At 45.0% G+C, this 26,023-nt stretch carries 23 protein-coding genes; 12 read left to right on the top strand and 11 right to left on the bottom strand.

Going from position 1 to position 26,023, the window contains the following annotated elements:
- Positions 1-239: 239 nt before the first annotated feature.
- The 4 genes from AC07M6_RS23785 to AC07M6_RS23800 all read right to left on the bottom strand — a co-directional run bounded on the left by AC07M6_RS23785 (position 240) and on the right by AC07M6_RS23800 (position 3,124).
- Positions 240-857 carry a TetR/AcrR family transcriptional regulator gene (locus AC07M6_RS23785; protein WP_494893856.1) on the bottom strand — a complete coding sequence of 206 codons (618 nt, stop codon included), beginning with the start codon at positions 855-857 and terminating at the stop codon, positions 240-242.
- 113 nt (positions 858-970) lie between these two features.
- Positions 971-1,456: a DUF4126 family protein gene (locus AC07M6_RS23790; protein ID WP_494893857.1), complete on the bottom strand. Its 486-nt coding sequence runs from the start codon at positions 1,454-1,456 to the stop codon at positions 971-973.
- A 96-nt stretch (positions 1,457-1,552) separates the two neighbouring features.
- A complete protein-coding gene (locus AC07M6_RS23795) occupies positions 1,553-2,329 on the bottom strand; it encodes a helix-turn-helix domain-containing protein (protein ID WP_494893859.1) in 777 nt (258 codons plus the stop codon).
- A gap of 162 nt (positions 2,330-2,491) precedes the next feature.
- Positions 2,492-3,124 carry a GNAT family N-acetyltransferase gene (locus tag AC07M6_RS23800; protein WP_494893860.1) on the bottom strand — a complete coding sequence of 211 codons (633 nt, stop codon included), beginning with the start codon at positions 3,122-3,124 and terminating at the stop codon, positions 2,492-2,494.
- Positions 3,125-3,245: 121 nt separating this feature from the next.
- Between AC07M6_RS23800 and AC07M6_RS23805 the strand changes: the two genes are divergently transcribed.
- Positions 3,246-4,493, top strand: a complete 1,248-nt coding sequence (locus AC07M6_RS23805; RefSeq protein ID WP_494893862.1) for a DUF2264 domain-containing protein — start codon at positions 3,246-3,248, stop codon at positions 4,491-4,493.
- 2 nt (positions 4,494-4,495) lie between these two features.
- On the opposite strand, the gene AC07M6_RS23810 is transcribed toward AC07M6_RS23805, so the two are convergent.
- The 3 genes from AC07M6_RS23810 to AC07M6_RS23820 form a co-directional block, all read right to left on the bottom strand.
- Positions 4,496-5,914 carry a phytoene desaturase family protein gene (locus AC07M6_RS23810; RefSeq protein ID WP_494893864.1) on the bottom strand — a complete coding sequence of 473 codons (1,419 nt, stop codon included), beginning with the start codon at positions 5,912-5,914 and terminating at the stop codon, positions 4,496-4,498.
- Positions 5,915-5,965: 51 nt separating this feature from the next.
- On the bottom strand, positions 5,966-6,169 hold the full coding sequence (locus AC07M6_RS23815; protein ID WP_494893865.1) for a hypothetical protein: 204 nt from the start codon (positions 6,167-6,169) through the stop codon (positions 5,966-5,968).
- A gap of 103 nt (positions 6,170-6,272) precedes the next feature.
- Positions 6,273-6,749: a DinB family protein gene (locus AC07M6_RS23820; protein WP_494893866.1), complete on the bottom strand. Its 477-nt coding sequence runs from the start codon at positions 6,747-6,749 to the stop codon at positions 6,273-6,275.
- A gap of 142 nt (positions 6,750-6,891) precedes the next feature.
- Here AC07M6_RS23820 and AC07M6_RS23825 point away from each other — a divergent pair, with 142 nt between their 5' ends.
- The 9 genes from AC07M6_RS23825 (at position 6,892) to AC07M6_RS23865 (ending at position 17,952) form a co-directional block, all read left to right on the top strand.
- Positions 6,892-8,451 (top strand): M20/M25/M40 family metallo-hydrolase, encoded by a 1,560-nt coding sequence (locus AC07M6_RS23825; RefSeq protein WP_494893867.1) that lies wholly within the window; start codon positions 6,892-6,894, stop codon positions 8,449-8,451.
- Positions 8,452-8,658: 207 nt separating this feature from the next.
- Positions 8,659-9,813 (top strand): sensor histidine kinase, encoded by a 1,155-nt coding sequence (locus AC07M6_RS23830; RefSeq protein ID WP_494893868.1) that lies wholly within the window; start codon positions 8,659-8,661, stop codon positions 9,811-9,813.
- A gap of 72 nt (positions 9,814-9,885) precedes the next feature.
- Positions 9,886-10,590: a LytR/AlgR family response regulator transcription factor gene (locus AC07M6_RS23835; RefSeq protein WP_494893870.1), complete on the top strand. Its 705-nt coding sequence runs from the start codon at positions 9,886-9,888 to the stop codon at positions 10,588-10,590.
- Positions 10,591-11,165: 575 nt separating this feature from the next.
- Entirely contained in the window at positions 11,166-11,408 is a 243-nt protein-coding gene (locus tag AC07M6_RS23840) for a PqqD family protein (RefSeq protein WP_494893872.1), read from the top strand.
- A gap of 6 nt (positions 11,409-11,414) precedes the next feature.
- Entirely contained in the window at positions 11,415-12,473 is a 1,059-nt protein-coding gene (locus AC07M6_RS23845; protein ID WP_494893873.1) for an ATP-grasp domain-containing protein, read from the top strand.
- A 123-nt stretch (positions 12,474-12,596) separates the two neighbouring features.
- Positions 12,597-13,958: a hypothetical protein gene (locus AC07M6_RS23850; RefSeq protein ID WP_494893875.1), complete on the top strand. Its 1,362-nt coding sequence runs from the start codon at positions 12,597-12,599 to the stop codon at positions 13,956-13,958.
- Between the two features lie 33 nt (positions 13,959-13,991).
- Complete coding sequence (locus tag AC07M6_RS23855; RefSeq protein WP_494893877.1) at positions 13,992-16,163, top strand: urea transporter; 2,172 nt, start codon at positions 13,992-13,994, stop codon at positions 16,161-16,163.
- On the top strand, positions 16,139-17,341 hold the full coding sequence (locus AC07M6_RS23860) for a tetratricopeptide repeat protein (RefSeq protein WP_494893879.1): 1,203 nt from the start codon (positions 16,139-16,141) through the stop codon (positions 17,339-17,341). Before AC07M6_RS23855 ends, AC07M6_RS23860 begins: the two co-directional genes overlap by 25 nt.
- Positions 17,329-17,952 carry a tetratricopeptide repeat protein gene (locus tag AC07M6_RS23865; protein WP_494893881.1) on the top strand — a complete coding sequence of 208 codons (624 nt, stop codon included), beginning with the start codon at positions 17,329-17,331 and terminating at the stop codon, positions 17,950-17,952. Before AC07M6_RS23860 ends, AC07M6_RS23865 begins: the two co-directional genes overlap by 13 nt.
- An 88-nt stretch (positions 17,953-18,040) precedes the next feature.
- Here the strand turns inward: AC07M6_RS23865 and AC07M6_RS23870 are convergent, their stop codons facing one another.
- The gene (locus tag AC07M6_RS23870) at positions 18,041-19,582 is read right to left on the bottom strand and encodes a hypothetical protein (RefSeq protein WP_494893883.1); all 1,542 of its coding nucleotides are present in this window, start codon (positions 19,580-19,582) and stop codon (positions 18,041-18,043) included.
- 6 nt (positions 19,583-19,588) lie between these two features.
- On the bottom strand, positions 19,589-20,782 hold the full coding sequence (locus AC07M6_RS23875) for an alginate lyase family protein (protein ID WP_494893885.1): 1,194 nt from the start codon (positions 20,780-20,782) through the stop codon (positions 19,589-19,591).
- Positions 20,783-20,998: 216 nt separating this feature from the next.
- Here AC07M6_RS23875 and AC07M6_RS23880 point away from each other — a divergent pair, with 216 nt between their 5' ends.
- The gene (locus tag AC07M6_RS23880) at positions 20,999-21,337 is read left to right on the top strand and encodes a YciI family protein (protein WP_494893887.1); all 339 of its coding nucleotides are present in this window, start codon (positions 20,999-21,001) and stop codon (positions 21,335-21,337) included.
- Positions 21,337-22,596: an RNA polymerase sigma factor gene (locus AC07M6_RS23885; RefSeq protein ID WP_494893889.1), complete on the top strand. Its 1,260-nt coding sequence runs from the start codon at positions 21,337-21,339 to the stop codon at positions 22,594-22,596. Before AC07M6_RS23880 ends, AC07M6_RS23885 begins: the two co-directional genes overlap by 1 nt.
- Before the next feature lie 126 nt (positions 22,597-22,722).
- On the opposite strand, the gene AC07M6_RS23890 is transcribed toward AC07M6_RS23885, so the two are convergent.
- The gene (locus AC07M6_RS23890; RefSeq protein WP_494893891.1) at positions 22,723-24,345 is read right to left on the bottom strand and encodes an ArnT family glycosyltransferase; all 1,623 of its coding nucleotides are present in this window, start codon (positions 24,343-24,345) and stop codon (positions 22,723-22,725) included.
- 171 nt (positions 24,346-24,516) lie between these two features.
- Positions 24,517-25,740: a GAF domain-containing sensor histidine kinase gene (locus AC07M6_RS23895; protein ID WP_494893893.1), complete on the bottom strand. Its 1,224-nt coding sequence runs from the start codon at positions 25,738-25,740 to the stop codon at positions 24,517-24,519.
- Positions 25,741-26,023 lie beyond the last annotated feature (283 nt).

Raw genomic sequence — 26,023 nt, forward strand, 5'->3', positions numbered from 1 at the left:
ATTCATGTACTATTTCGAGGATTAGGTAGCCATAAAAAAAACGGACCGGGTATAAACCCGGCCCGCCTCAATCACTCTAAAACAATCACCTCTAATTAGAAGTATTTTTAATAATCAGATCAGCCGTTTGACTAATTAATTATTATGGTCAAAATTACCAAATATATTGTTCTCAAAAATAGCTGTAATTGGTTTTTACTCCACTGTGACAGACCCCTTACCGGGATATGACATAAGCCTTACGCCGATAGTCCTTTTACAAAAATACCAACCAGTAAAAGGCGTTTCTGGTAAATTTCCTCCAGGTGCTCTTTGAGCGGGAAACCGGTTTTTTTGTGCGACATGGCCCTTACTTTTACGCCATGCAGCGCGTCGAGTATCAGGTCAACCATTCCGGCTGGATCGTCAACGGGTTTGATCAGGCCTTTTTCCACATCCCTTAATAGGGTATTGCTTAGCTGTTCGATCTCGTTATGATGGATCTCGCCGATGATCTCCCATATCTCTGCGGGCAGGTTCTGTTCGTTCAGCCTAAAGAAATCGAAGAAGTTATAGTTGTTCACCATAAACTCATGGTGGGTGGAAATTTGTGCCTGGAACGCGCTGAGCAGATCGGTAGATTGCCCTACCCTTTCAATCAGCATGTTAATAAAATCATTAGATAGCTTGCGCATTACAGCTATATAAAGCTGGCTTTTATCCGGGAAATAATAGTAAAGTAATGCCTTTGACATGGACAGGTCGCCGGCTATTTCATTCATGGTTGTTTTTGAATAACCATAATGCAAAAAACGCTGGTATGATGCCTCTAAAATCCGCTCTCTTTTGATATCTTGTTGTTCGCTTCCTGAACTCATTGTTGTATAACTAACCTGATTTCCTGACTTTTTAAACAAATTTATCAAATTTTCTATACAACAGGTGCATTCCGCTCATAAGTGACGTTGCGGTTACATTTTATATGTCAAAATCACATGGATTCTGTCAGGCTCATCCCGGCTCCTAATACAATAGCATCTTCAATAGTACCAATAATGGGATCAATCAGATGCGATCCCTTAACCATAGCCTTGCGCAAAAAGAAACTGCCAAAAATTGCAGCTACGGCCGTTACGCTACCTAATACAGCGCCTTTATATAAATTACCGCCGCTTGCTTTATAAATACTGGCGCCTGCAATTGCACCACTCAACGCGTGCGATATCACACCCGGTAAAGCGATACGGTTGGGCGCCGCAGGCATCTTGTCGCCGACAAGCTCGCCCAAAGCCATTATGCCCAGGATATTAGCCGTTTTATCCGACTGCATAAAGTTTAAAGATGAATTTTCCAGCTTTTTAGAGTGGCGCTGCCCCAGCATTTTGCTGGCGATAGCCGGTGCCGACATAGAGCGCATGCCCGCTAATATGCCTAAAGCGATAACCTGACAGTGTGGTTTAGTTATAATGATCTTCATTAGTTTTGCTTAATTAGTACTACAACCTGATATCAGCAAAACTTGTTTGGTAATAAAGCGCTCTTTTTATGCTATCAACCGCGGGTTAAATTAACGCTAACCTGCGGTGCTTACCACCTGTTTTTGTGAGTCGGCTAACTCCTTATATAAAATATAAACCATCAGCAAATTGCTTGGTACAGATAAAATGAGGCCGGCATACAGGATGTTATCATGAAGGGACAGATATAAAACACTTATAATAATTGTTAATACGCCAGTAATCTGATATAAGACGCCATTTTCATAGCCTTTACGCTCAAATGATTCTTTCAATAAACCAACACCCAGTACAATAATATTGATACACATGATGATAAAAATGAAGATCTCTCCGATACTGAAGTAGTATTTCTTCAACAGATCGAGTATGTTGATCGATGGTAACAGGATCATCATCATTAATGATGAAATATATAAAAGCTTGTTATGGTAAAATTTCCCAATCCTGTAAAACCCGGCAAAAAAAAGGATGCAACTAATGATATGTATCAGCGTAGTAGCCAGGTGCATACCCGGGTTAAATTTATGGGTGATCAGGTCGTACACTACCAGTATACCGTTTAGGCAATAAATAATACCGCCTGTAAAAGCTGTTTTTAGTTTTAGTACCGATGCTTTCTCTGCGGCATTGGTACTGTTAATTTGGTTCGTATCCATTTTTAAAGATTTGGTTAGCAGGTTAAGTGTATACATCCTGGGCACAACCTCTCCTGCTTCTATTCGCTGAATGGTACGAATATTCAATTTGCACTGATCGGCAAGCTCTTGTTGCGTTAAGCCCTGGCTGTTTCGCAGTTGTGAAATATACTTTCCAAGTTCGGGTTGTATCATATATAAAAACAATTATGAAGCAATAGTACAAATAGACATATCATCAGCAAAATGAATCCATACGGCATTTTTACGGCATTATAAAAAAGATGATTTCTGATCAACAACAGGCTTTGCTGCTACCTATAAAAAGCAACTATGTTAGCTGGTTTCAGAAAGTCCTTATAAAACAACTGGTGCATTGAGGTTCAAAACCACCCGCAGATCATCCCAACCATACCCGCCGTTAAACTCGCCATTAGCAGCATACAGGCGCTTTCCGCCCATAGCTTCATGAAAGTGAGTGGATGGGTTCTGCGGCTCGCCAAACAGCACCATTGATGTAATACCCATATTTAAAAAATGTTCTGCAACCTGGGTCACCAGCTTCCGGCCTAAACCTAAACGCTGGTATGGCAACAGCAGGTACAGTTTATTTAATTCGCCCGAGTAACCGGGTAATTCATCAGAAGCATATTTTTTCCCCTTGGCAAACCCCACCAGTTCGCCGTCGGGGTTTACTATTACATAACAAAACCAGTCTTCGGCGGGTTCCTTAAATTGCTCCTGCCATTGCCATAACCTGGTTTTAAGCGTTGGCGTGCGCTTTACGTTCCAATAGGTTTCATCCCAGGCTTGTACATGCAAGGCTGATAATGCCGGGATATCATTTATCGTAGCCTCCCTGATCACAAAATCATCGGGCATGTATCCGCGCACATTCAACTGGCGCATGTTTTCCTTTTTAGAGGGCCTCCTCAACGACCACAAAAAACGCACAACGCTTTTTGCAGTATTTTTAATATAGGCTTTCATTGGTTTATAAATTGGCGGAAAGGCTTCCGTAACAATTAACTAACAAATATAAATGTTAATATATCAAATATGTATCATATAAAGCTTTAACTATATTTACCCACCAAAAGGCCATAACCGAATGAAAAAACGCATCTGCATCCTGCTAACTTTTGTACTTTTATTCCTCGCCCCTCATACCATCCAGGCGCAAAAAACAAGTAATGATGGCAATAATGGACCAGCCGAACGCGCCTACCTGGTAAATGCGCTTACCCAAATAGCCGACCCGGTTTTAGATGCCCTGAGTAAGAACCAACTCAGGAAACTGATGCCGGTTGAAGCTAAAAATCCAAAGAACAACGCTTATAGCACGCACCTGGAGGCATTTGGCCGCCTACTGGCCGGAATTGCCCCCTGGCTGGAACTTGGCCCCGATAATACCCCCGAAGGCAAGCTGCGCAAAAAATATATCGACCTTACCTTAACCTGTATCCGCAATGGCACTGATCCGGCTTCGCCTGATTTTTTAAACTTTAATAAAGGCGGCGGGCAACCCGTTGTTGATGCCGCTTTTTTTGCCCAGGGCTTATTACGCGCGCCGCACCAGGTATGGGATAAACTGGATGCCGCTACCCAGGCTAATGTAATTGCGGCTTTAAAATCATCACGGGTTATTACGCCTAATTACTCAAACTGGCTATTATTTAGCGCTATTATTGAAGCCGCCCTGCTAAAATTTGATAAAAGCGGTGACCGGATGCGTATGGATTATGCTATTAAAGAACACCTGAACAACTGGTACAAAGGAGATGGCGCTTACGGCGACGGCCCTAACTTCCATTGGGATTATTATAACAGTTTTGTAATACAGCCTATGCTGGTACAAACACTTGCAACCATTAACGGGGCCGATAGCTCGCAAAAAAGGCCTTATGCGCAGGCGTTAGCTCATATTAAACGCTATGCCGCCGTGCAGGAACGGATGATATCGCCCGAAGGCACCTACCCCGTTATTGGGCGCTCATTGGCCTATCGTTTTGGAGCTTTTCAGGCTTTGGCCATGGTGAGCCTGATGCGCGAACTGCCCGAAAACGTTAAACCGCAACAGGTGCGGGCAGCTTTGTACACCATGATTAAAAGGCAAATGGAAGCCCCGCAAACTTTCGATAGCAAGGGTTGGTTGCAGATAGGCATGTATGGTCATCAACCAAATATTGGCGAGTCTTATATCTCAACCGGTAGTCTTTATTTATGTGCAGAAGGATTTTTAATGCTGGGCTTACCCGCGTCCGATCCTTTTTGGCAGGGGCCAGATGAGGACTGGACAGCCAAAAAGGTGTGGAAGGGAATTGATGTGCCCATCGATCATGCTTTGGATGATAAGTAACATCAGTGCTTAAATAGGTCCTTTAACACCCGCTTAGCCGCATGATACCCGCACATGCCATGCACTCCGCCACCGGGTGGCGTAGATGACGAGCAGATATAAATACCTTTTGCCGATGTGGTATAAGGCGAGCGCCGTAAAACCGGACGGGTAAATAGCTGGGTAATATCCATAGCGCCGCCGTTAATATCCCCGCCAATGTAGTTGGGGTTATAATTTTCCAGTTGTTTAGTGTTGATGGTATGGCGGGCCAATATCCGTTCGCGAAAGCCGGGAGCAAAACGCTCAACCTGCTGCTCTATGGCGCCGGTCATATCTTTCTCGGACCCTGCCGGCACATGGCAATAAGCCCACGCCGTATGCTTTCCTTCCGGAGCGCGGGTTTTATCAAACAGACTTTGTTGGGCCAGCAATACAAACGGTTTTTCGGGATGGCCGCCATCCGAGGTTAATTGTTCACACTGCACAATCTCCTGCATGGTGTTACCTAAATGTACCGTTCCGGCTTCCCTGGCTCCTTCGGCTGTAAAAGGTATAGGGGCATCCAGCGCCCAGTCTATTTTAAAAACGCCCATGCCATAGCGGTAGCGTTGCAGTTGCCATTTATAAATGGATGAGAACTGATGCCCGGCTATTTGCAATAGTTGCGTTGGGGTAACATCAAAAAGCACCGCTTTCGCGGATGGCAATTGGCTGAGCGAAGTAATATAGGTGCCGGTTTCTATTTTGCCGCCTAAGGCCATAAAATACGCAGCTAATGCGTTGGCAATATTCACAGAACCACCCTTGGGAATGGGCCAGCCTTTTAAATGCGCGTTAGCCATCAGCACCAGCGCCACGGCCGAGGTTGCGATATTACTGAGTGGCTGTATCCCGTGAGCTGCCATACCTGCAAAAAGGCCTTTGGTAGTTTCCGTTTTAAAACGTTTGGCTAAATAAGTAGCTGATGTTAAGGCATTCAACCCGAAACGGGCCATGCTGACAGGATGTTTAGGGAAATGCAATGGAGCCAAAACATCCGGGGCAATATCAGTCCAGCTATCTGCCAAAGGTTGTATCAACCGGGTATAAGCTTCGCCATCCTGCCCTAACAGATTGGCAGTCTCCTGTACCGAATGTTTGAGAATGGCCGCCGTACCATCATCAAATGGGTGAGCGGCAGCAATAGCGGGATAAATATATTCCAGCCCGTATTGATCAAGCGGTAAAGTCTCAAAAAATGGAGAAGCAGCGGCCAGCGGATGGATAGCCGAGCATACATCATGCAGATATCCCGGCAAGGTTAATTCTTCGGTACGAAGCCCCCCGCCAATCTTATCTTTACCCTCGATAATTAATACCGAAAGCCCGTTTTGTTGCAGCAAAATAGCCGCGGCAAGGCCGTTAGGCCCCGATCCTACTACTACTGCATCGTAATCCACTTTCTAAACTTTTGCATTTAAAGGCAAATTACAGAAACGGCGATCAATCAACTAATAAAAATCGGCCCCGTTAACTTCAATGCCCGGCGATGTATAACGCCACATTTCGTAAACTGCCCGGTCATCATCTGTCGCGTCCTGCTGTGTATTGTTGTTCGGTGTAACTGTATCCTGGCTTGTTTTGGTATCAGCAGGAGATAACAAAACAGGTAAAAATGTCATCAGATCTACAGCCTGGTAATAAGTGAGTATCATCGTAAGCGGTGTGAGTATATTGGTTTACTAATATACTTAACTTATAGGATAATTGTTTGCAAATTTCATCTTTTTTTCATCTTCACTTATTTGTTACAAATTTTCAGGCTAATTTTATCTGTCCGGCGTGGTAAGCTACGTGCCCGGCGCGGTTAATTACCATGTTTAAGCGGTTGCGGGTCGGGTCTTTAGCAAAGTCATCTTCACTTACGGCATTGTGCTTTTTAAACCAGTCAGCAGGGCTTAATTGGCCGAATAAAGCGGTTAACTTTTGGTGTACGTCAGTCCAGGCATTGCGCAAATAAGCAGCATCTGGCATATCCAAACCGGCTTTATCAGCATTTTTCAGGAAAGCCTCGTCCAGGTGCTGATAAGCGCGGCTGCCAATCCCCATCGTCTCGGCCAGCATATCATGATAAGCCACCAAATGGCCCAGCAGATATATCACACGATTTTTGCCGGGAGCAATTTCCTGTAATAATTGCTCATCCGTAAATGAACTGAACATTTTTTCGATGCGGCCAATTTGCAGGTCCCAGGCGCCAAGCGCCATTTTTACAAATAATTGTTGTGTTTCCATGTAAGGTTTTTTGTTTGATGGATAAATGTAATCAGGCTTTTGGTAACGACAAACATGCTTTTGTCACAAGTAGCAATTGTGATAATCCTGTGATGAAAGGAATAAATTAGCACAAGCCAAACCTATTTTATAAATTAGGTTTATGAAAACCAATCACCATCACTACCCTAATGCCTGGCACAAAGCAAAGCCCTTTGTTTTAGGCCTGCTGTTTTGCAGCAGCATGACCATGGCACAAAACAGCAAGCCTGTTATTGATGCCATTATGAAAGAGGAAACTACCAACTCGCAACTGGAAAAACTGGCGCACGAATTATTTGACCAGATTGGCCCGCGCCTGATAGGCACGCCGCAAATGAAAAAGGCCAACGATTGGGCGGTTGAAAAATATAAAAGCTGGGGCATTGATGCCCGCAACGAAAAATGGGGCGAGTGGCGTGGCTGGGAACGCGGCATATCGCATATTGATATGATAGCGCCAAGGGTGCGGTCTTTAGAAGGCATGCAACTGGCCTGGAGCCCGGGCATGGGTAAAAAAACAGTCACCGCCGAGGTGATCTTATTACCAGACCTGGCCGATTCTGCTGCTTACCAGGCCTGGTTACCCAGTGTAAAGGGTAAATTTGTGATGGTATCGCCCAATCAGATAACCGGTCGGCCGGCCGACAACTTGAAAGAGTTTGCCATGAAGGAAACGATAACCAAATTAGCTGCCGATCAACGGGCGATAGCCGACAACTGGGCCAAAAGGATAAAAGCTACAGGATTAACAACTAAAACCTTGCCGGTTGCCTTAGAAAATGCCGGGGCAGTTGGTATTATTACCAATACCTGGTCTGCAGGTTTTGGGGTTGATAAGATATTTGGCGCCAACACCAAAAAAGTGCCTACTGTTGACATAGCGCTGGAAGATTATACCCTGATGTACCGCTTAATTGAAGGTGGCGACAAACCGGTGATCAGCATGCATTGCGAATCGAAAGAACTGGGCGCCGTGCCAACCTTTAACACCATTGCCGAAATAAAAGGAACCGAAAAACCAGATGAATACGTGATGCTGTCGGCCCACTTCGACTCGTGGGACGGTGCCAGCGGCGCTACCGATAACGGTACTGGCACACTAACGATGATGGAGGCCATGCGTATCCTGAAACTGGTTTACCCGCACCCAAAACGCACCATTTTAGTTGGCCACTGGAGCAGCGAAGAGCAAGGCCTGAACGGCTCGAAAGCGTTTGTGGAAGACCATCCCGAAATTGTAAAGAATCTGCAAGCCCTGTTTAACCAGGATAACGGTACCGGCCGCGTAGTTAATTTAGGCGGACAAGGTTTTGCCGATTCTAAAAACTTTATGCCGCGCTGGTTAGCCGCTGTGCCCGATACCTTGAAAAACCGGATCCGTACCAGCTTCCCCGGCTCGCCAAGCGGTGGCGGATCTGATAACGCTTCGTTTGTAATTGCAGGCGCCCCGGGCTTTTCGCTGGGATCGTTAAACTGGTCGTACTTTAACTATACCTGGCATACCAACCGCGATACTTATGATAAAGTGATTTTTGATGATGTGAAACAAAACGCCATGTTAGCCGCCATGATGGTATATATGGCCAGCGAGGATCCGGAGAAAACATCAACCGTAAAAGCTGAAGGCGTTAGATGGCCGGTGGGTACTAAGGCAGAGCGCCACGGGATGCTGAATAAGTAGCCCCCCCTACCCCCTAAAGGGGGAATAATAACTTGTCATTTCGAACGATAGTGAGAAATCTTATATGCGCGATAGGTATGCCGTATAAGATTTCTCCCTCCGGTCGAAATGACATTTTTTGTTATAGAGCATTTTCATCCACACAAAACACCAAACTACCGATACATTTTGCTATATATGCTTTAATAATCCGTTGCTTTGTATAATATGCTGCGTTTTAAAGCTTCTTACGTTATACATGCGGCCGGCTGGCTGCTGTTCCTGATATTCCCTTTATTGTTTTTAAACGACGGGTTAAAAGGCGGCATGACCTGGGTATTACTGGTATCGCCATACTACTGGTTGTTTTGCCTTACCTATATGTTGATGTTTTACTTCAACCTTGGGTACCTGATCCCACAGTTGCTGCTGCGTAAAAAATATCTGGTATACAGCTGCATTGTTTTGTTTTTGCTGGGCTTTGTTTACTTTTTGCAGCCTTTTGATAAGTTGCTTACCCATAACCCGCGCGTACAGGCGCAACTGGCGGCCCAGGCACACCAGCGTTACCTGGATAGTGTACAAAACAGCCACCGCTATTTTGGCCCCCTGCCCCACCAGGATTTGCGCATGCAGGACCCTGTTGCTAAACCCGTTTCCGGTATAAGCCCCCTGTTGGCACACTCACGCAATATCGATACTATTAGCCTGGTGATATTTGCCTTACTGATGGCATTGAGCATAGCCATAGGTACCGTACAGCAATGGCAAACCACCGAGCAGCGCGTGGTAAAAGCCGAAGCCGAAAAAGCCTACGCCGAACTATCCTTCCTGAAAGCCCAGATCAATCCGCACTTTTTGTTTAATACGCTGAATAATATCTATACACTGTCGGTTACCAATAGCGAGCATACATCGGATAGTATCATGAAGCTAAGTAACATTATGCGTTACGTTACCGACGAGGTAAGCGAGGATTTTGTGCTGCTGCAGGATGAAATTAATTGTGTGAACGATTATATCGATCTGCAACGCCTGCGTTTGGGCAAAAAAACAAGGGTAAACTTTAAGATCACGGGTAAAATTACCCACCAACGCATCGCCCCGCTGATATTGATCCCCTTTGTAGAGAATATGTTTAAATATGGCATCAGTAAGCAGGAAGAAAGCAACCTGGATATTGAACTGATTGCCGAGGCGCAAACCATTACTTTTTATTGCCGGAACAGGATATTTAACAATCAGCCTAAAAACCCCGACCGGGTGGGCGTGGGTATTGCCAACACCAAACAGCGGCTTGAATTTATCTATCCAAAAAAACACCTGCTAAACATCGAAGAAACAAACCATATATTTAAAGTTAAATTAACTTTACATAGTTAAACCACATCGTCATCCTGAGCGATAGCGAAGGATCCCCGATTATATCGCTCAGAATGACGTATTTAATAAAGTATGACACCATTAAAATGTATCGCTATTGATGATGAGCCGCTGGCGCTTGAACTGATGCGGAAGTATATTGCCAAATTTCCGCAACTGCAATTAGTTCAATGTTTTGAGGATGCCATATCGGGTGCCGAGTTTTTGGCCCGCAACCCTATCGATCTGCTTTTTGTTGATATCAATATGCCTGATATTACGGGGATCGACCTGGTACGATCGTTAGAGTTGAAACCCATGGTGATATTTACTACGGCGCATAAAACCTTCGCGTTTGAAGGTTTTGAACTGGAAGCGCTGGATTACCTGCTGAAACCCATTGATATCATCCGCTTTGGCAAGGCGGTAGAAAAAGCTGCAGAGTTTCAACAATATAAGCAAGCCCAGGGTAATAGCAGCCTGCAGGAAAGTTTATACGTATATTCAGAATACCGGATGGTGAAGATCAACCTGAATGATATTGAATATATTGAAAGCATGGAAGATTACATTAAGATCCATACCTCCGCATCGCCAAAACCCATACTTACTTTAATGCCTTTGAAAAAAGCATTGGAAAAACTACCGGCCGATCAGTTTCAACGCGTACACCGCAGTTTTGTAGTAGCCGTAGGTAAGATCAGGTCCATCCAAAACCGCAAGATCCAACTGGCTGCTGCTGAATTGCCTATTAGTGACAGCTATAGCAGCTTCGCGAAGGACTGGGTGAAGAAGTAAAGCTATTGCAATCGCTCGGCTCCAGCCGAGTGACTGCAATAGTTAAGTAAAAACAAAATGTCATGCTGAACCTGTTTCAGCACCCCATCATACAAATCCCTTGGCAAATGGCCTGCCGAAACAAGGTTGGTATGACTTATTTTCCGCTCACCGATACAATCCCCGCATTCATCGTTACCTTATTGTAAAGCTGATATCTGCTGTGCATTTTAGTTACAAATATCCAGTCTAAAAACATATCATACCGCTATGAAAAATTTATTCGCCTCCGTGCTGGCCCTTATCCTGCTGATGGTTGGATGCGTTTGGTTTTTAATCACCGATAATTCTAAATCCTCGGACCGGTATTAAAAATATCACGGTCAACCGAAGGAAATTTTTCACAATATCGTCTCAACCGGCAACTCATTAAACAGCGGTTTATTGTATCTTCACCATAACTTTCATCGATACATTGCGCCCATTCGCCGATACATCGACGAAAAAAGCGGGATATTAGGCCGACATTCATATGATAAATAAGCCGGTTAAAATTTCAGTGCAAACACACCGGCCAAACTTTGATTAAACCAATAATGAAACTAAAAAAAAATATTGCCACCAGCGAGAATGGTTTTATTTTCAACCCTTCTACCGGCGATTCATTTTCAAGCAATCCCATCGCAGCCGAAATTTTAGGGCTGATGAAAGCCGGGAAATCATCGCTGGAAATTAAACAACATGTGCTGGATAATTACGAGGTTGAGGAAGTGCAACTGGAACGGGACTGGGAAGATTGGATACTGCAGTTGAAAGATGCTAATCTGTTAGAACAATAGCCCACCATGCTAAATAAAATTGCTGATAAGCCTCTTGTAATAGGTGTTACCGCGCTGAACGCGGTAGATAGCCCCGGCCCCGGTGTGGCGGTTATCCGCGCTTTACGCGATGGGTTGGGCGATGGGATCCGGATCATCGGCCTCTCGTACGAATCACTGGAGCCCGGGGTTTACCTGCACAATCTGGTTGATAAAACCTACCAGATCCCCTACCCGTCTGCCGGTGCCGAAGCTTTAGTTGAACGACTGCAATACATTCAGGATAAAGAAGATATAGATATCATCATACCCAATTTTGATGCCGAACTATATAACTTTATTAAGGTAAGCGCACAGCTGCACATGATGGGGATCCGCACGTTTTTACCCACACAAGAAGCACTGGCCGCGCGGGACAAGATCAACCTGTCTAAATTTGGTAAAAAGCACAATATGTATGTACCACAGGATAAGGTGATACATAAGGCCGAAGACCTGAAAAAAGCAGCGGAAGAGCTGGAATATCCGCTGGTTGTAAAGGGCAAATACTACGAGGCCTACGTTTGCCAAAACCTGGAACTGGCGCAAAAGGCATTTTACCAGTTAAGCGCTAAATGGGGTACACCTATTATTGTACAGGAGTTTATAAAAGGCACCGAAATTAATATAGCCGCGCTGGGCGATGGCGATGGCAATTGCATCAGCATTATCCCTATGCGCAAGCTGTATATCACTGATAAAGGCAAAGCCTGGGCGGGTATCACGATTGAAGATGCCGACCTGTTGGAATTGGCCCGGCAATTTACCAAAGCCACTAACTGGCGCGGCGGATTTGAACTGGAAATTATGCGCGATACAAGCGGTAAACTATATATTATGGAGGTTAACCCACGTTTCCCGGCCTGGATCTATTTAACAGCCGGTGCCGGGCAAAATCAGCCCACAGCCCTGGTAAAAATGGCTATGGGTGAAACGCTTGCCCCTTTTACCGAATACCAGGTGGGCAAAATGTTTATCCGCTATGCCTGGGACCATATAACCGATGTCAGCGAGTTTCAGCAATTATCTGCCTTTGGCGAGTTGTAAGCTTAAAGCAGAAAGCTGAAGGCAGAAAGCCGGAAGCGAAAAGCTTAAAGCAAGACAGAATAACATATAGATATTAAAATAGCTTTTAGCCTTGTGCTTTAAGCTTTCAGCTTAAAAGAAAGAATGAAAAAATTAAAGTACGAACGCCCGGTCATCAAAAAAATGAATGCCGGCTTGATGAATAAGTTCGGCACCCGTACCGAGTTTCAGCCCGTAAAGCATATTGAAGGTGTGCCGGTGCTTCAACTGATAGAGCAGTTTGGTTCGCCCCTGTTTGTACTTTCCGAAAAACAGATCCGCAGGAATTATCAGTCGGCCGCCCGTTCGTTTAAAACACGTTACCCCAAAGTACAGTTTGCATGGAGCTATAAAACCAATTATATTAATGCCGTTTGCAATATTTTTCACCAGGAAGGCAGCTGGGCCGAGGTGGTTTCGGGCTTTGAATACCGCAAGGCATTGGGCAACGGCGTATCGGGCAACCATATTATTTTTAACGGCCCCGATAAACACCGCGAGGATATTATCCTGGCCATAGAGAACGATTCGCTGATCCACATAGACCATTTTGACGAATTATACAACCTGATAGAAATTTGCGGCGAATTGAATAAAAAGCCCCGCGTAGCTATCCGTGTAAATATGGATACAGGCGTTTACCCGGTATGGGACCGTTTCGGCTTTAATTACGAGAACGGCCAGGCTTGGAACGCGATAGCGAAGATAGTAGGCTCGGGCAAAATGCAGTTAGTAGGCTTGCATTGCCATATCGGCACTTTTATGTTATCTACAGCCGCCTATGCAATAGCCGCCGGTAAGCTATGCGAACTGGCCACCCGCTGCAAAAATCTGCTGCACACCCCTATCCAGTACCTGGATCTGGGCGGCGGTTTCCCATCAACCAATACGCTCAAGGGCGCTTATTTGCCGGGGGTTGATACCGTGCCATCGGTTGATGATTTTGCCGAGGCCATTACCACGGTAATATTAGGCTACGGCTTTAAGCAGGAAGAGCTCCCCCTGCTGATACTGGAAAGTGGCCGGGTACTGATTGATGATGCCGGTTACCTGCTGGGCACCGTAGTAGCCAATAAACGCCTAAGCGATGGCCGCCGCGCCACCATCATGAACGTTGGCGTAAACATCCTGTTTACCTCGTTTTGGTACGAGCATAAGATCAGTCCCGCGCAGGATTTTAACCAGCATACCGAAGACATGGTTTTATACGGCCCGTTATGTATGAATATTGACGTAGTGCGCGAAAGTATTAACCTGCCCCTGCTTAACCCAGGCGACCATGTAGTGGTACATAAGGTAGGCGCTTATAACATGACCCAATGGATGCAGTTTATAAGTATGAGGCCGGCCGTGGTGTTAATTGATCAGCAACAAAACGTGCACGAAATACGCCAGGCTGAAACCTTACAATACGTGGAAATGATGGAAAAACTGCCCGAACATTTACAGCAATTTAAATTAGTTTGATGAAGATAATATTTACACAATAAAAGTAAATAATTGAAAAAGAACATCTTATATTATACAAACTCGGTACTAAACAGTTACGCTATCCTGTTTTTTTCGCAAAACAGGGTGCTGGCGGTGCTGTTACTGCTGGTTTCGTTCTTTAACCCGGCGGCCGGGTTAACGGGCCTGTTATGTACCTGCGCCGCTATAGCGCTGGTAAGCCTGATGGGCTATCATCGCGAAAGCGTACAAACAGGGCTTTACAGTTTTAACGCGTTGTTATTAGGCATTGGTTTTGGTACGTTTTATCATTTCAACAGCTCGTTTTGGCTGTGGCTGGGGGTTGCCTGCCTGTTGGTGGTTACGCTTACAGTGGTGCTTACCGCATTATTGGGCAAATATGGCCTGCCAGTTTTATCTGTTCCGTTTGTGCTGGCTTTTTGGCTGGTACTGCTGGCCGCCAATGGCTACCAGGGCATGGGCCTGCAGCAAAAAGAAAGTTATATCCTGGCCGAATTATATACAGGCGGCAATACTATTGTAACTGGCTTACTGTCCGGGATAGATAAAATTACCCTTACCCATTACCCCGATCTGTTTTTCCGTTCTATAAGCTCTATATTTTTTCAAAACAGCATCATAACCGGGGTAATCATGAGCATTGGTTTATTTATCCATTCGCGTATTGGTTTTAGCCTATTAATTATTGGCTTTATTACGGCTTGTATATTTAATCATTTAACCGGCGTTTACCCCGAAGGGATTAGTCATTATCATTTAGGGGCTAATTTTATGATGGTTTCGGTAGCCATAGGCAGCTTTTTCCTCATTCCGTCTGTTCGCTCCTACTTGTGGGCCATTGCCATCGTTCCGGTGGCATTTCTGTTAGTTAACGCGCTTACGCGGATATTGGGTGTACATAACCTGCCTGTTTTTTCGTTACCGTTTTGCCTGCTAACCATTGCCCTCCTATATTTTTTTATGCTGAGGACAAATCCCGGCAAACTACAACTTACGCCGATACAGCATTATTCGCCCGAGATTAACCTTTATCAGTATCTGAACGGCCAGGAACGCCTGCAGGATTTAAAATACCTGCGCCTTAACCTGCCTTTTATTGGTAGTTGGACGGTATCGCAGGGCTATAATGGCGGCATTACACATAAAGATGAATGGGCCCAGGCATTGGATTTTGTAATTACCGACGAGGATAAAAGCACCTACAGGGATACCGGCACCCGCCCCGAACATTTTTACTGCTTTAATAAACCCGTTTTAGCTTGCGCGGATGGTGTGGTGGAAGATGTGGTGAACCATGTGGAGGATAACGCCATAGGCGTTGTAAATACCGGGCAAAACTGGGGAAATACGGTGGTAATAAAACATGTGACCGGCTTTTACACCAAAGTATCCCACCTGAAACAACATTCGGTTAGGGTAAAAATTGGCGATCATGTAAAACAGGGGGACCTGCTTGGCCTATGCGGCAACTCGGGCCGGTCGCCCGAACCGCATTTACACTTTCAGGCGCAGGTGACGCCGTATATTGGTTCAAAAACCTTAGCATATCCCTTTGCCTATTATACCAGCAACGATGAAGACGGGCAAAAGCTGCACAGCTTTGAAACCCCTGCCGAAGGCACGGTACTACAGCCGATTGATATAAACGCCCAGTTAAAACAAGCTTTTACCTGGCAGCCGGGCTATACCGCCAAACTAACCGGCGATAACGGTAAAACAGAAACAGTAGAAGTTTTTACCGATTCCTACAACCACTCATACATGGTCAGTAAAGAAACAGGGGCCACCGTTTACTTCATTAACAACGGTACAGCATTCTATTTTACAGGCTTTTATGGCAATAGCCGCTCGCTGCTTTATTACTTTTACCTTGCTGCTTATAAAGTGGTGTTTACTGCAGATAACGGCATTACCGCTGCTGATGTTTACCCATTACAGGTAAAAAACTTCCAGACCGGTATTTGGCTGCACGATCTGGTCGCGCCGTTCTATCAATTTATCAAACGCGGCTATGAAAGCCAAAGCGCTTACCAGCAACAGCATTTAATGATCAGCGCTAAAGGCTATCAGGAGTTATTGGGTCATAAAAAGGAAGTAATGGATGCTACTATACATATCGCGGATAACGCGCTCACATCATTTACCATTAACTTAAACGGAGAAAAAAGAACAGCACAATGGCAAACAGAAAGTATTTTTTAACCCTGCTCATGGTGGCCTGCTGCTGTATGGCAAAGGCGCAAACCATCAGTTTTCAACAAGCCGACAGTACATCGTATGCTCAATATACGGCCGGCAACTGGAAAGGATTGGTTGAGTATGGCAGCCGTGCCATAGCGGCCGGGGTTGATTATCCTGTTTTACGTTTACGTATGGGCTATGCACAGTTAATGAGCGCCAATTACCAGGGCGCGCTGGCACAATACCGGCAAGTGCTTAAAGATGATTCGCACAACCAAACGGCGCGCTATTTCAGCTATCTGTGCAATAAGTATCTTGATAATAATTACGCGGCCTCTTACCATGCATCGTTTGTAGATACGGCAACCCTAAATCATGAACAGGTTACCGGCTTTGGTTTGCTAACGGCCGGGTTAGAAACAGGGATTAAAATGTCGGCTAACAGTAACCGTGGAACGGGCAGCTATACCCGGGTCTCGCTGGGTAACCGCCTGGGTTGGAAACTACAGCTGGACCAGTCGGTTGCTTATTTTAACCAGTCCATCACGTCTACTACAAACGTCACTCCAAATCCGGGCGCACCGGCCATAACCGTCCCAATTAATACCACTTTCTCCAATTCGCAGTTTGAGTACTATGCTAAACTGGGCTATTCTATCAACAGCAGCCTGGCTGTGTTAGGTGCCTATCATTATTTAAATACCAGTTATGGTATCAGTAGTTTTCAAAACCACATAGGCTTAGTTGGTTTAAAATACTCAGCTCCTTATTTCAGTTTACAGGGCGATGCTAATTTCAGCAAGATCAGTAATATTAATATTTCGCAATTTAACGGGCAGCTCAGCATTTACCCTTTGGGGAATTTAAACCTGTATACCATCAGCCGGGTATCGGTACAAAGCGGCGATGTGCAGCAAACCATATTTAACCAAACAATTGGCTTTAAAGTTGTTAAACAATTTTGGCTGGAGGCATCGGCAGGCTTTGGCACTATGGATAATTACCTGGATGCCGATGCGCTTTACGTTTATAACGCCATTGATATGACCAAATTAAAAGCGGGCACCACCGGGTTTTACGCGCTCGGCAAGCATGCTATTGTTTATCTTAATTATACTTTTGAACAAAAGCAGGACTATTATTTAAATAAAAATTACAATCAATATTCAATAACCGGAGGATTAACATGGAAATTTTAAAGAAGGTCTTTTATATCGCTGGCTTATGGCTTCTTAGCACAAACCTATATGCGCAAAGTGGCTCGGCCGCTATGCAAAAAGCATTTCATAACAGCTATGTTGATGAAGCCAAAAAAAGCTACCAGGCTGCCATAAACGATATTATACCCTATTATGCCGATAGCAATTACGAAGTTAACCTGCGCCTGGGGTGGTTATATTTCCTTAATAAAAACTACACCTCATCGCAAAGCTATTACCTGAAAGCGGTAAACCTGAAACCCAATGCTATTGAAGCTAAATTTGGTTATATAAAACCGCTATCACTTTTGGAAAGCTGGGATAAGGTGCTTGATCAGTACAACGCTATCCTTAAAATCGACCCGCAAAACACACAGGCTAATTATTGGACAGGGATTATTTGCTATAACCGCAAGCAGTATGATGCTGCCATCCGTTACTTCACCAAAGTAGTAGGTTTATACCCTTTTGATTACGATGGCAACCAAATGCTTGGCTGGAGCTACCTGATGGCCGGCCGTAAAACCGAAGCCCGCAGCTACTTTGAAAAAGGCTTATTGATTAAACCCGATGATGCATCATGTACAGATGGGTTGAATAAGGCTAAGTAGGGAAAAAGTCTAAAGTTCTAAGTCTTTAGTCTGATTTCACTTGAAACTTAGGACTTAGGACTCAAGACTTAGAACTTAAGACTCAACCTCAATACCCCAAATTCTTCACCGCCTGCTCTCCTTTTCTTTCTTTTAACTGCGAAAGGTAAAGGCTTTGCGGCATTACCGGCTTTTTGTACGAATCATAAATACCTTCGGGTACAATAGCCGATCCTTTGATAAAGGGCACATCTCTTTTTTGCTGTTCGCCGGTACTGCCTATCACCCAGTTAGCCGATCCGGGTGGTTGTTGGTTCATGTACGATTTAGCTTTACAATTCCAGGCTACCGCCCAGCCTATGGCCCAGCCATGGCCCGATCCCATCGCTCCCCGGTTCATAAAATCGATACCGCCGCCGGGTACTTCGCAATTATCAACCAGCAAACCAGTAGCCCAGCGCTGATGCGGCTGTATCCAGCCATTGCCTTTAAATACGCAATTTAACATAACAATCGGGCCGTTAACTTTGGCGCCTGTAGCAAAAAAGAAAACATTATCGCCGGTAATGGTACAACGGTCAAACAGTATCTGCGGGCCGCTGCCATTTAAATCGGCAGGCTTTGCCGCGCCGGTAGTGGCGAGGTTATGGATAATGTTTAATCGCTGCACGGTAATGCGGCTGCCGGTGATACTTACACTGTTTACGGTATTATAAACGTCGATATTTTTCACCCAGCCGTCAGTCAATCCGCTTAAGTTAATGGCACCGTTATGTTTTTCGTTAATAGTACCGGTTTGATCAGGTGATACGATCCGCAGGTTTTCAAACCCAACCTGCGATAGCATCCCCGTTGTACTGATCTTACTAATCGATACACTTTCCGCACCTAAATACTTTGCATCATAATTATCATTAAAAGGTACATCAACCGTAACCTTATTACCGGCAATGGCGGTAATTACACGCTCGGCGCTAATCTCGCCGGTTATCCAGGTTTGTTTTTTACCATCGCGGGTAAGCTGATCCATCCCCATAAAAGCTACCCAATCAGCCGCTACAGGTTTGGTAATAGATATGGTATCGCCCACGGCCAGCCCGGCGGTAGCAGTTAAGGTAAATATGCTTGTCCCGGCAGGTACATAAGCATCGGCCACAGCCACAGCTTTCCCAATGTTTTTTACTACCGGCCTGTTCCTTACCGTTAAACATACATGCGGACTGCCAGTCATGTTAATGATGGTTCCCTTATCGTCGGCCCCGCTGCCGCGCAGCACCACACCGCTGGCATTAATATTAATAGCGCGCTCACAGTCAAATGTGCCTTTATTCAACAAAACTGCCCCTCTGAAACCATTTACCACCGGCATTTTAGCAACCTGATCAATTGCTGATTGAATAGCATTACTATTATCGCCGCTCATCGCGTCCAGTGTTATTTTAACCGGTGGCGATGGCAGCGCAACCCCACCCCCCATATAACCAGCGTACGAAAAATCCATGATCCTGTCACCCTGGGGCAGGGTTTTATAGGCCAGCTTACCATTACTACCCGTATAAACCCACTGGCTTTTAGCCTGGGCCTTGGCGTTGGCGGCTATCACCACTGCAAAAAGCAAGCAACACAAAAAAACCTTAAAAGTATATTTCATGGGGTATTAATTATAAAGCAGGTCGGTTAAATAGATCGTGTCTTTTTTACGGATGTCTTCAACTGTTTTCAAATAAGCGGTATTGTTTTGTTTCATGCCCATCAAAAGCAGCGGACGCATCAGTTCTTCCTTATTATACGGATTGATCTGCTGATATTTAAATGGCTTTGTCCCCATTGCATAAGGCAGCAGCCAGTCAATAGCGCCTTTAATACTCCTGCCATCGGTTGTAGTATAGTTCCATAAATCAACTCCGGCTTTGTCTCCCAGCATAGCCATATTTACCCAGCCATCCAGGTTCATGGTGCTGTAGCCTAAGGCGTTGGTCCGTTCCAGTTCCAGTTTTTGCTCGCCATTGGGTTCAATTTGCAGGGCAATCCTTTTTTTGCTATTATCCAAAACCTGTTTGGCTAACGCGGTATTCCCCGTAAACAAAGCATAGGTAACTTCCTGCACATCGTAATGCGTACCATGATTGTTTTTGGCGTTATGCTCGTCATTACCGTTTTTGCTGGTGGTCATCCAAATTAAATACTGTTTGTACCAATCTTTTATAGCAGCCAGGTTAGCTGGGGTAAATGATTTAGAACCGGCTAATAAACCCATCCAGTCGGCCAGGTTAGCTAAAGATCGTGTTTCGATGATCCCTATCCCCCTGCCGTCGTTTGTGCCGCGGATAGCCTGGGCATAGTTGAGGTTAGGGTTCATCTTTGTTTCGGGATCAAGGAACCAAACTTTTAACAGTTCGTTAGCCTTGGCGGCATATTTTTCATCACCGGTAAAGTAATAAGCCAGCGAGAGGTATTTACATTTATTATCCAGCTGACTTAATAATTCGTGATCTACAATTTTTTTGATCTCGGGGTTTCGCTGCCCGTCTTTGCGGATATAAGGCAGGCCGTCGGATTTAGCGGGATCGGGCCAGAAGTACGGCGCCATGCTCATATAATCGTGCTTGCTGCCGCTTGGCGGTGTAAAGGCTTTTTCCATTACCGATGCGGGCTTGTCATCCAAAAAGGCATCAGCGCCTTTTACTACCTCTGCTACTTGTTTTACAACAGGTGCTTCAGCTTTTTTATAGGCATTTTTTTTATCGGCAATGTGTTTAGGGTTTAACAAAAACACATCAGGTAATTGGGCATAGCTTTGCTGTAACACAAATGCAGCAAACCATACGGTTACTATTATTTTAAGCTTCATAAAATGGGTTTATAACGACAGGTTGATCGTATTGCTCAAATTTAAATGAACTATCATGATGTTGCTGTATCTGTTTTTAACATGATATGATGCCCGATTAGCTATTTTTGATAATTTTATCCATGATTTATAAATCTTTAAAATAATTTGTCCAAATCCGTCGGCGCCATTCGTCATTGGGGTGTTAATCAAATTTTAAATTAAAAAACTAAAAAAATGAAAGAGTACATGTTATTATTCCGTGGCGGTTTGGATTTCACAAGCGCTTCGCCCGAGTTATTGCAACAGTCGATGATGAAATGGATGACCTGGATGGATGGTTTAAAAGCCGATGGCACCTACATTGGCGGCGAACGCCTTACCCACACCGGCGCTGTATTAAGCGGCCCGCAAAAGCAATTAAGCGATGGCCCCTATGCCGAAGGCAAGGAAGTAGTTGGCGGTTTTATTTCCATTAAGGCTAATGATTTGCCGCATGCAATTGAAATTGCTAAAGGCTGTCCAATTTTTGAATACGACGGCAGTACCGAGATCCAGGAAATTGCTAAAATGTAATGCCTGGGCCCGATCCGCATATCAGTCAGCTGGCCGACCATCTTTTCCGCCGCGAGGCGGGGAAGATGGTTGCTGTTTTAACCAAGCTGTTCGGCACCGAAAACCTGCAAATGGCCGAAGATGTGGTGCAGGATACGCTGTTGCTGGCCTTTAACAGCTGGCCCGACAAGGGAATCCCAAAAAATCCATCGGGATGGTTATACCGGGTAGCAAAAAACAAAGCGATAGACAGGTTAAGGCATAACCGGCACTTACTGAACACCGATCCCGAAGATCTTACCGAGACCCACGATCAGCCTTTACTTGATATAGAGCAACTGTGGAAGCAGGAACTACTGGAAGATGATATGCTGCGCATGATGTTTGCCTGCTGCCATCCGCGTATCCCGAAGGAAAATCAGATCACCCTGATCCTGAAAACACTTTGCGGTTTTAGTACCGTTGAAATTGCCAAAGCTTTCCTGATACCTGAGGATACCGTTTCCAAGAGACTATACCGAACCAAAGAGTTTTTCAGGCATGAAAAAATAAAGCTGACTATCCCATCGGTAAACGAGTTAAAGAACAGGACCGATGTGATACTGAATGCCATTTACCTGCTGTTTAACGAAGGATATAACTCCACACAATCCGAATACCTCATCCGCAGGGATCTGATGGACGAAGCCATGATGCTTTGCCATCTCATCACTAAAAACGAATATACCCGCCAGCCCGAAGCCTACGCGCTGATGGCGCTAATGTGTTTTCAATCGTCGCGCAATGAAAGCCGCATCAGTCCCGAAGGCGAAATTGTGCTGCTCACCAAACAGGACCGTTCCCGTTGGGACAAGCGACTGATTGATAAGGGTAACGACTATATGAACCTGGCTGCTTATGGCAATACCGTGAGTGCTTATCATTTAGAGGCTGCCATAGCGTTTCAGCATTGCACCGCCAAAAGCTTTGATACCACTAACTGGCCTGCCATTTTAAGTTATTACGATTGGCTTTGCCGTATTGCCCCATCGCCTTTTACTGCCATAAACCGGGCTGTAGCTATGATGCAGGTAGATGGGCCGCAAGCCGCTTTAACCGCACTCCTGCAAATTGAAAAAGCGGATAAATTTTATCTTTACCACGCCATCCTGGGCGAAGTATATACCCGGCTGCACAACTATACCCAGGCCAAAAGCAGTCTTGAAAAAGCCATCAGCCTTACCCGGTCGGCTCCAGAAAAAAGGGTATTGCAAGAGAAGTTGTATAAGCTATTGAATTGATTTACTGAAAGTATCTTGTCATTTCGAACGCAGAGAGAAATCTTCTATAGGCGACAAGTATGGACGTAGAAGATTTCTCCTCGTACCTCGTTCGAAATGACAAGATACTTATTCCTTCAAAGCAATTTACTTCCCAAACGGTGGCCTGCCCGTTAGTTGGTGATATAATGGCAGATCGTTACGCGGATGAGCCGGCAGACGGAAGTTTTTGCAATAGTAAACCTGCAGGTGCAATTCATCCCGACCGCTGCGCATAATAGCCAGATCGGGCAGTTGTTTTACTTCATCAAAAAACGGTTTAACGTCTGCATCGATGCTTTCCCCGTGCTCCTGGCCAATAATGACGGCGTCTTTCCCAATCAATGTATTCGGATCCACCAAAAAGGCCAGGTTACGCGGATCGTCGCTAAAACAGATAATAGGTTTCTGACCTTTCAATGCCCAATCTACCTTGCCGGTTAGCCACCAGCGGGATGCGCCTGTGAATATATTGGGATTATTCAGCCAGCCTTCTTTTTCAAAGCGGCCTTTAATATCGGTATAGTCCACGCCTTGTATGGTGGGGTCAACATTATCACCGTGGGCTGCTTTTACAATCCATTTGGGGCCGTACCATTGCCAAAACCCGGTTACCATATGCAAGCTTAATACCCCGATAGTGATCACCGTAAAACAAACCGAGAACCGCAGCCAGCGGCGTGTGCCCCTGCCCTCTTTTGCAGGCGCGTTCAGTTTTTGGTCGATAGCATATCCAAGCGGGATAAACAGCATCATATACCCCGGCGCCTGCCAGTGAAAATGGTATTGCAGGTTTGACCATAGCGTTACCACCGTAAAAAACACCAGCGGCAAAATGGCTATCCAAAAGTTAAAACTGTATACCTGCTGCCCGCGCAATTTCCAGGCCTTAAATAACTCTACCACCAGCGGATACCATACCCATGGCAATAGCCATAATGCCTGCCCCCCAATGCTGCGTAAAAACCACTCGGGGTGCAGCTGGAATTTCTCGCCGGTACCGGCCCTTGATCCCTGAAAAACAAAGGAAACCCAGTTGTTATGATAGTTCCACAGCAGTACCGGCAGCGCCAAAATAAAAGCGACTATAATGGCCAGGTACGGCCCGGGGTGCAATAGCCAATGGCGCTGGCTTTTGTTAGTCCCCACAAACAGGAATATGCCTGCAAACAGAAATATCACATGGTATTTGCTCAAAGTGGCTAAGCCCATTAACAAGCCTACAAGCAGCCAAAGTAAGTAAATTTTAGCGGTATGATATTTTGCTCCGGGCTGCCCGTTCTGCGGGTCGAACATGATCTGGATCATTACGTAAGCGCTGGCCAGCCAAAAGAACATCAGCGGTGCATCCGGCTGAAACCAGCAGGCAATAGCTATGGTAAAAACGGCGCTCAGGTTCATGATAAGCACCGCCCAAAAGCCCGCGCTTGCATTAAAGAATTTGCGGGTGATGAGAAACAGCATCCAGCTGGTACCTGCAAACAGCAGTACCGCCGGGAAACGCAGGCCCAGGTTGTTTACACCAAATATTTTTAAGCTGATACCGCTTAGCCAGAAAAACAATGGCGGCTGATCAAAATAACTCAGATCGAGGTTTAACGCGCCCCTGAAATAATACGACTCGCCAATACCCAGGCCGGTATAAGCGGCTATCCATAGCCTTATTAAAAAAGTAACTGCAATTAATATGAAGGTATTAGTGGCGGCGTTGCTGTCCGTTATTTTTTTCATGCGTAAAAACCTGTCCGTTTTTGAATGTGCAATATTAGTGATTAGTTGATTAGGGATGAGAGATTAGGTTAAAAAAAGAACAGGATGAAGTATTCCTGTGAGGCAAACTTCATCCTGTTGGCAGGTTTGGTTAGTAACTTAACTAATCTCTCATCACTAATCAACTAATCTCTACCGATGCTTTTCCTGCGGAAGTACGATCTCGAAGGAAGTACCTATATCCATTTTAGATGTGATATACATTTCGCCTTTAAGGCTATCTACCAAATGTTTTACCAGGGCCAATCCAAAGCCGTATCCCTGCTCGCCGCTGGTGCCTTTGGTTGATTTACCTTGCCCGGCCAGTATCTGTTCTATTTTGGCCTCATCCATCCCAACGCCGGTATCTTCTACCATCACATGAAGCTCGTTATTGAACTCGTGCACACGCATAGATAGTTTTACCGAAACGCTGCCACCCGACGGGGTAAATTTCATGGAATTTGATACCAGGTTGCCAATAATTTGCAATAGTTTGCTTTTAGAGAAAGGCACTATACCGGTTTCGGGATTTGTACTCACCGTAAAATTGATCTTTTTATTGATGGCTTGCGGCATATACAGCTTTTCCAACTTTTCCTTTAATACCAGCTGATTATACTCGCACCCGTCAAATTCTGTCCCTTTTTCGGGTATATCTGTACTTAATATTTCAGCGGCCAGTTCCATAATAGAATCACCGCTTTTTTGTATCAGTTTAATAAACTCCAGCACCTCGTTCAGCGTATTATTATCGCCCTGCTCGCTGATGATACGTGCCAGGCCAACAATCCCGCTAACAGGCCCGCGGATATCATGTGCCATCCGGCGCTGCGATTCGGTAACCTCGTACAAACGGTTCTTTAAATGCTCTATGGCCCTCAGGGCGTTTAAACGGCTCACTATTTCATGCGCGATGATCTTCAGCATTTCCGTTTTCTCGGGAGTGATCTCCTTTTGTTCGGTATCCAGAACACATAAGGCGCCAATATTGCAGCCATCGTCTGTTTGCAGCGGTAAACCATAGTAATAGCGCAGGTTGGGGTTTTCGGTTACGTAAAACTTATCCTTAAATCGTTGGTCGTCTGCTAAATTATTTATTTCGTAGGCATCATTTTGCATAATGGTGTATTGGCAAACCGAGTCCTCGCGTGGCATTTGGTCAAGGTCCATCCCAAAGTTGGATACCGTCCATTGCGTATACATATCTATCAGGTTAATCACGGATATATTTGTACCGGCAACTTTTGCAGCCAGTTCTGTCATATCCTTAAGGCTGTTTTGCAAATTGGAGTAATCCAGATCGAGGTTGGTTAATGCATATAGCCTGTCGATTTCGTTGGCAGGTATAGGCTGAGTATTTATATCAGCAGCCATAGTGGTTTGGGTCTATTTTTTAATATGCTTTACAGAAATTCAAATTGTAATGGTCCAGCTTTTTTAAACAGCTTTACTCCAGGTTAACAAAATCTATTTAAAAAAGCGAATGATGTTGGCTATAATTAAGAGTGAATATATGAATTAATTAATTACGAAAAAAGATTTACCGCAACGATATTTATGATCAAAACCACTCCCCCAACCAAATATTCATACTCACACGCGCCAAAACCATCAATATTCTACTAATATCAAAATCGCAATAAATGTAACATATGCA

Source organism: Mucilaginibacter sp. GW821-FHT07H05 (assembly GCF_059418485.1).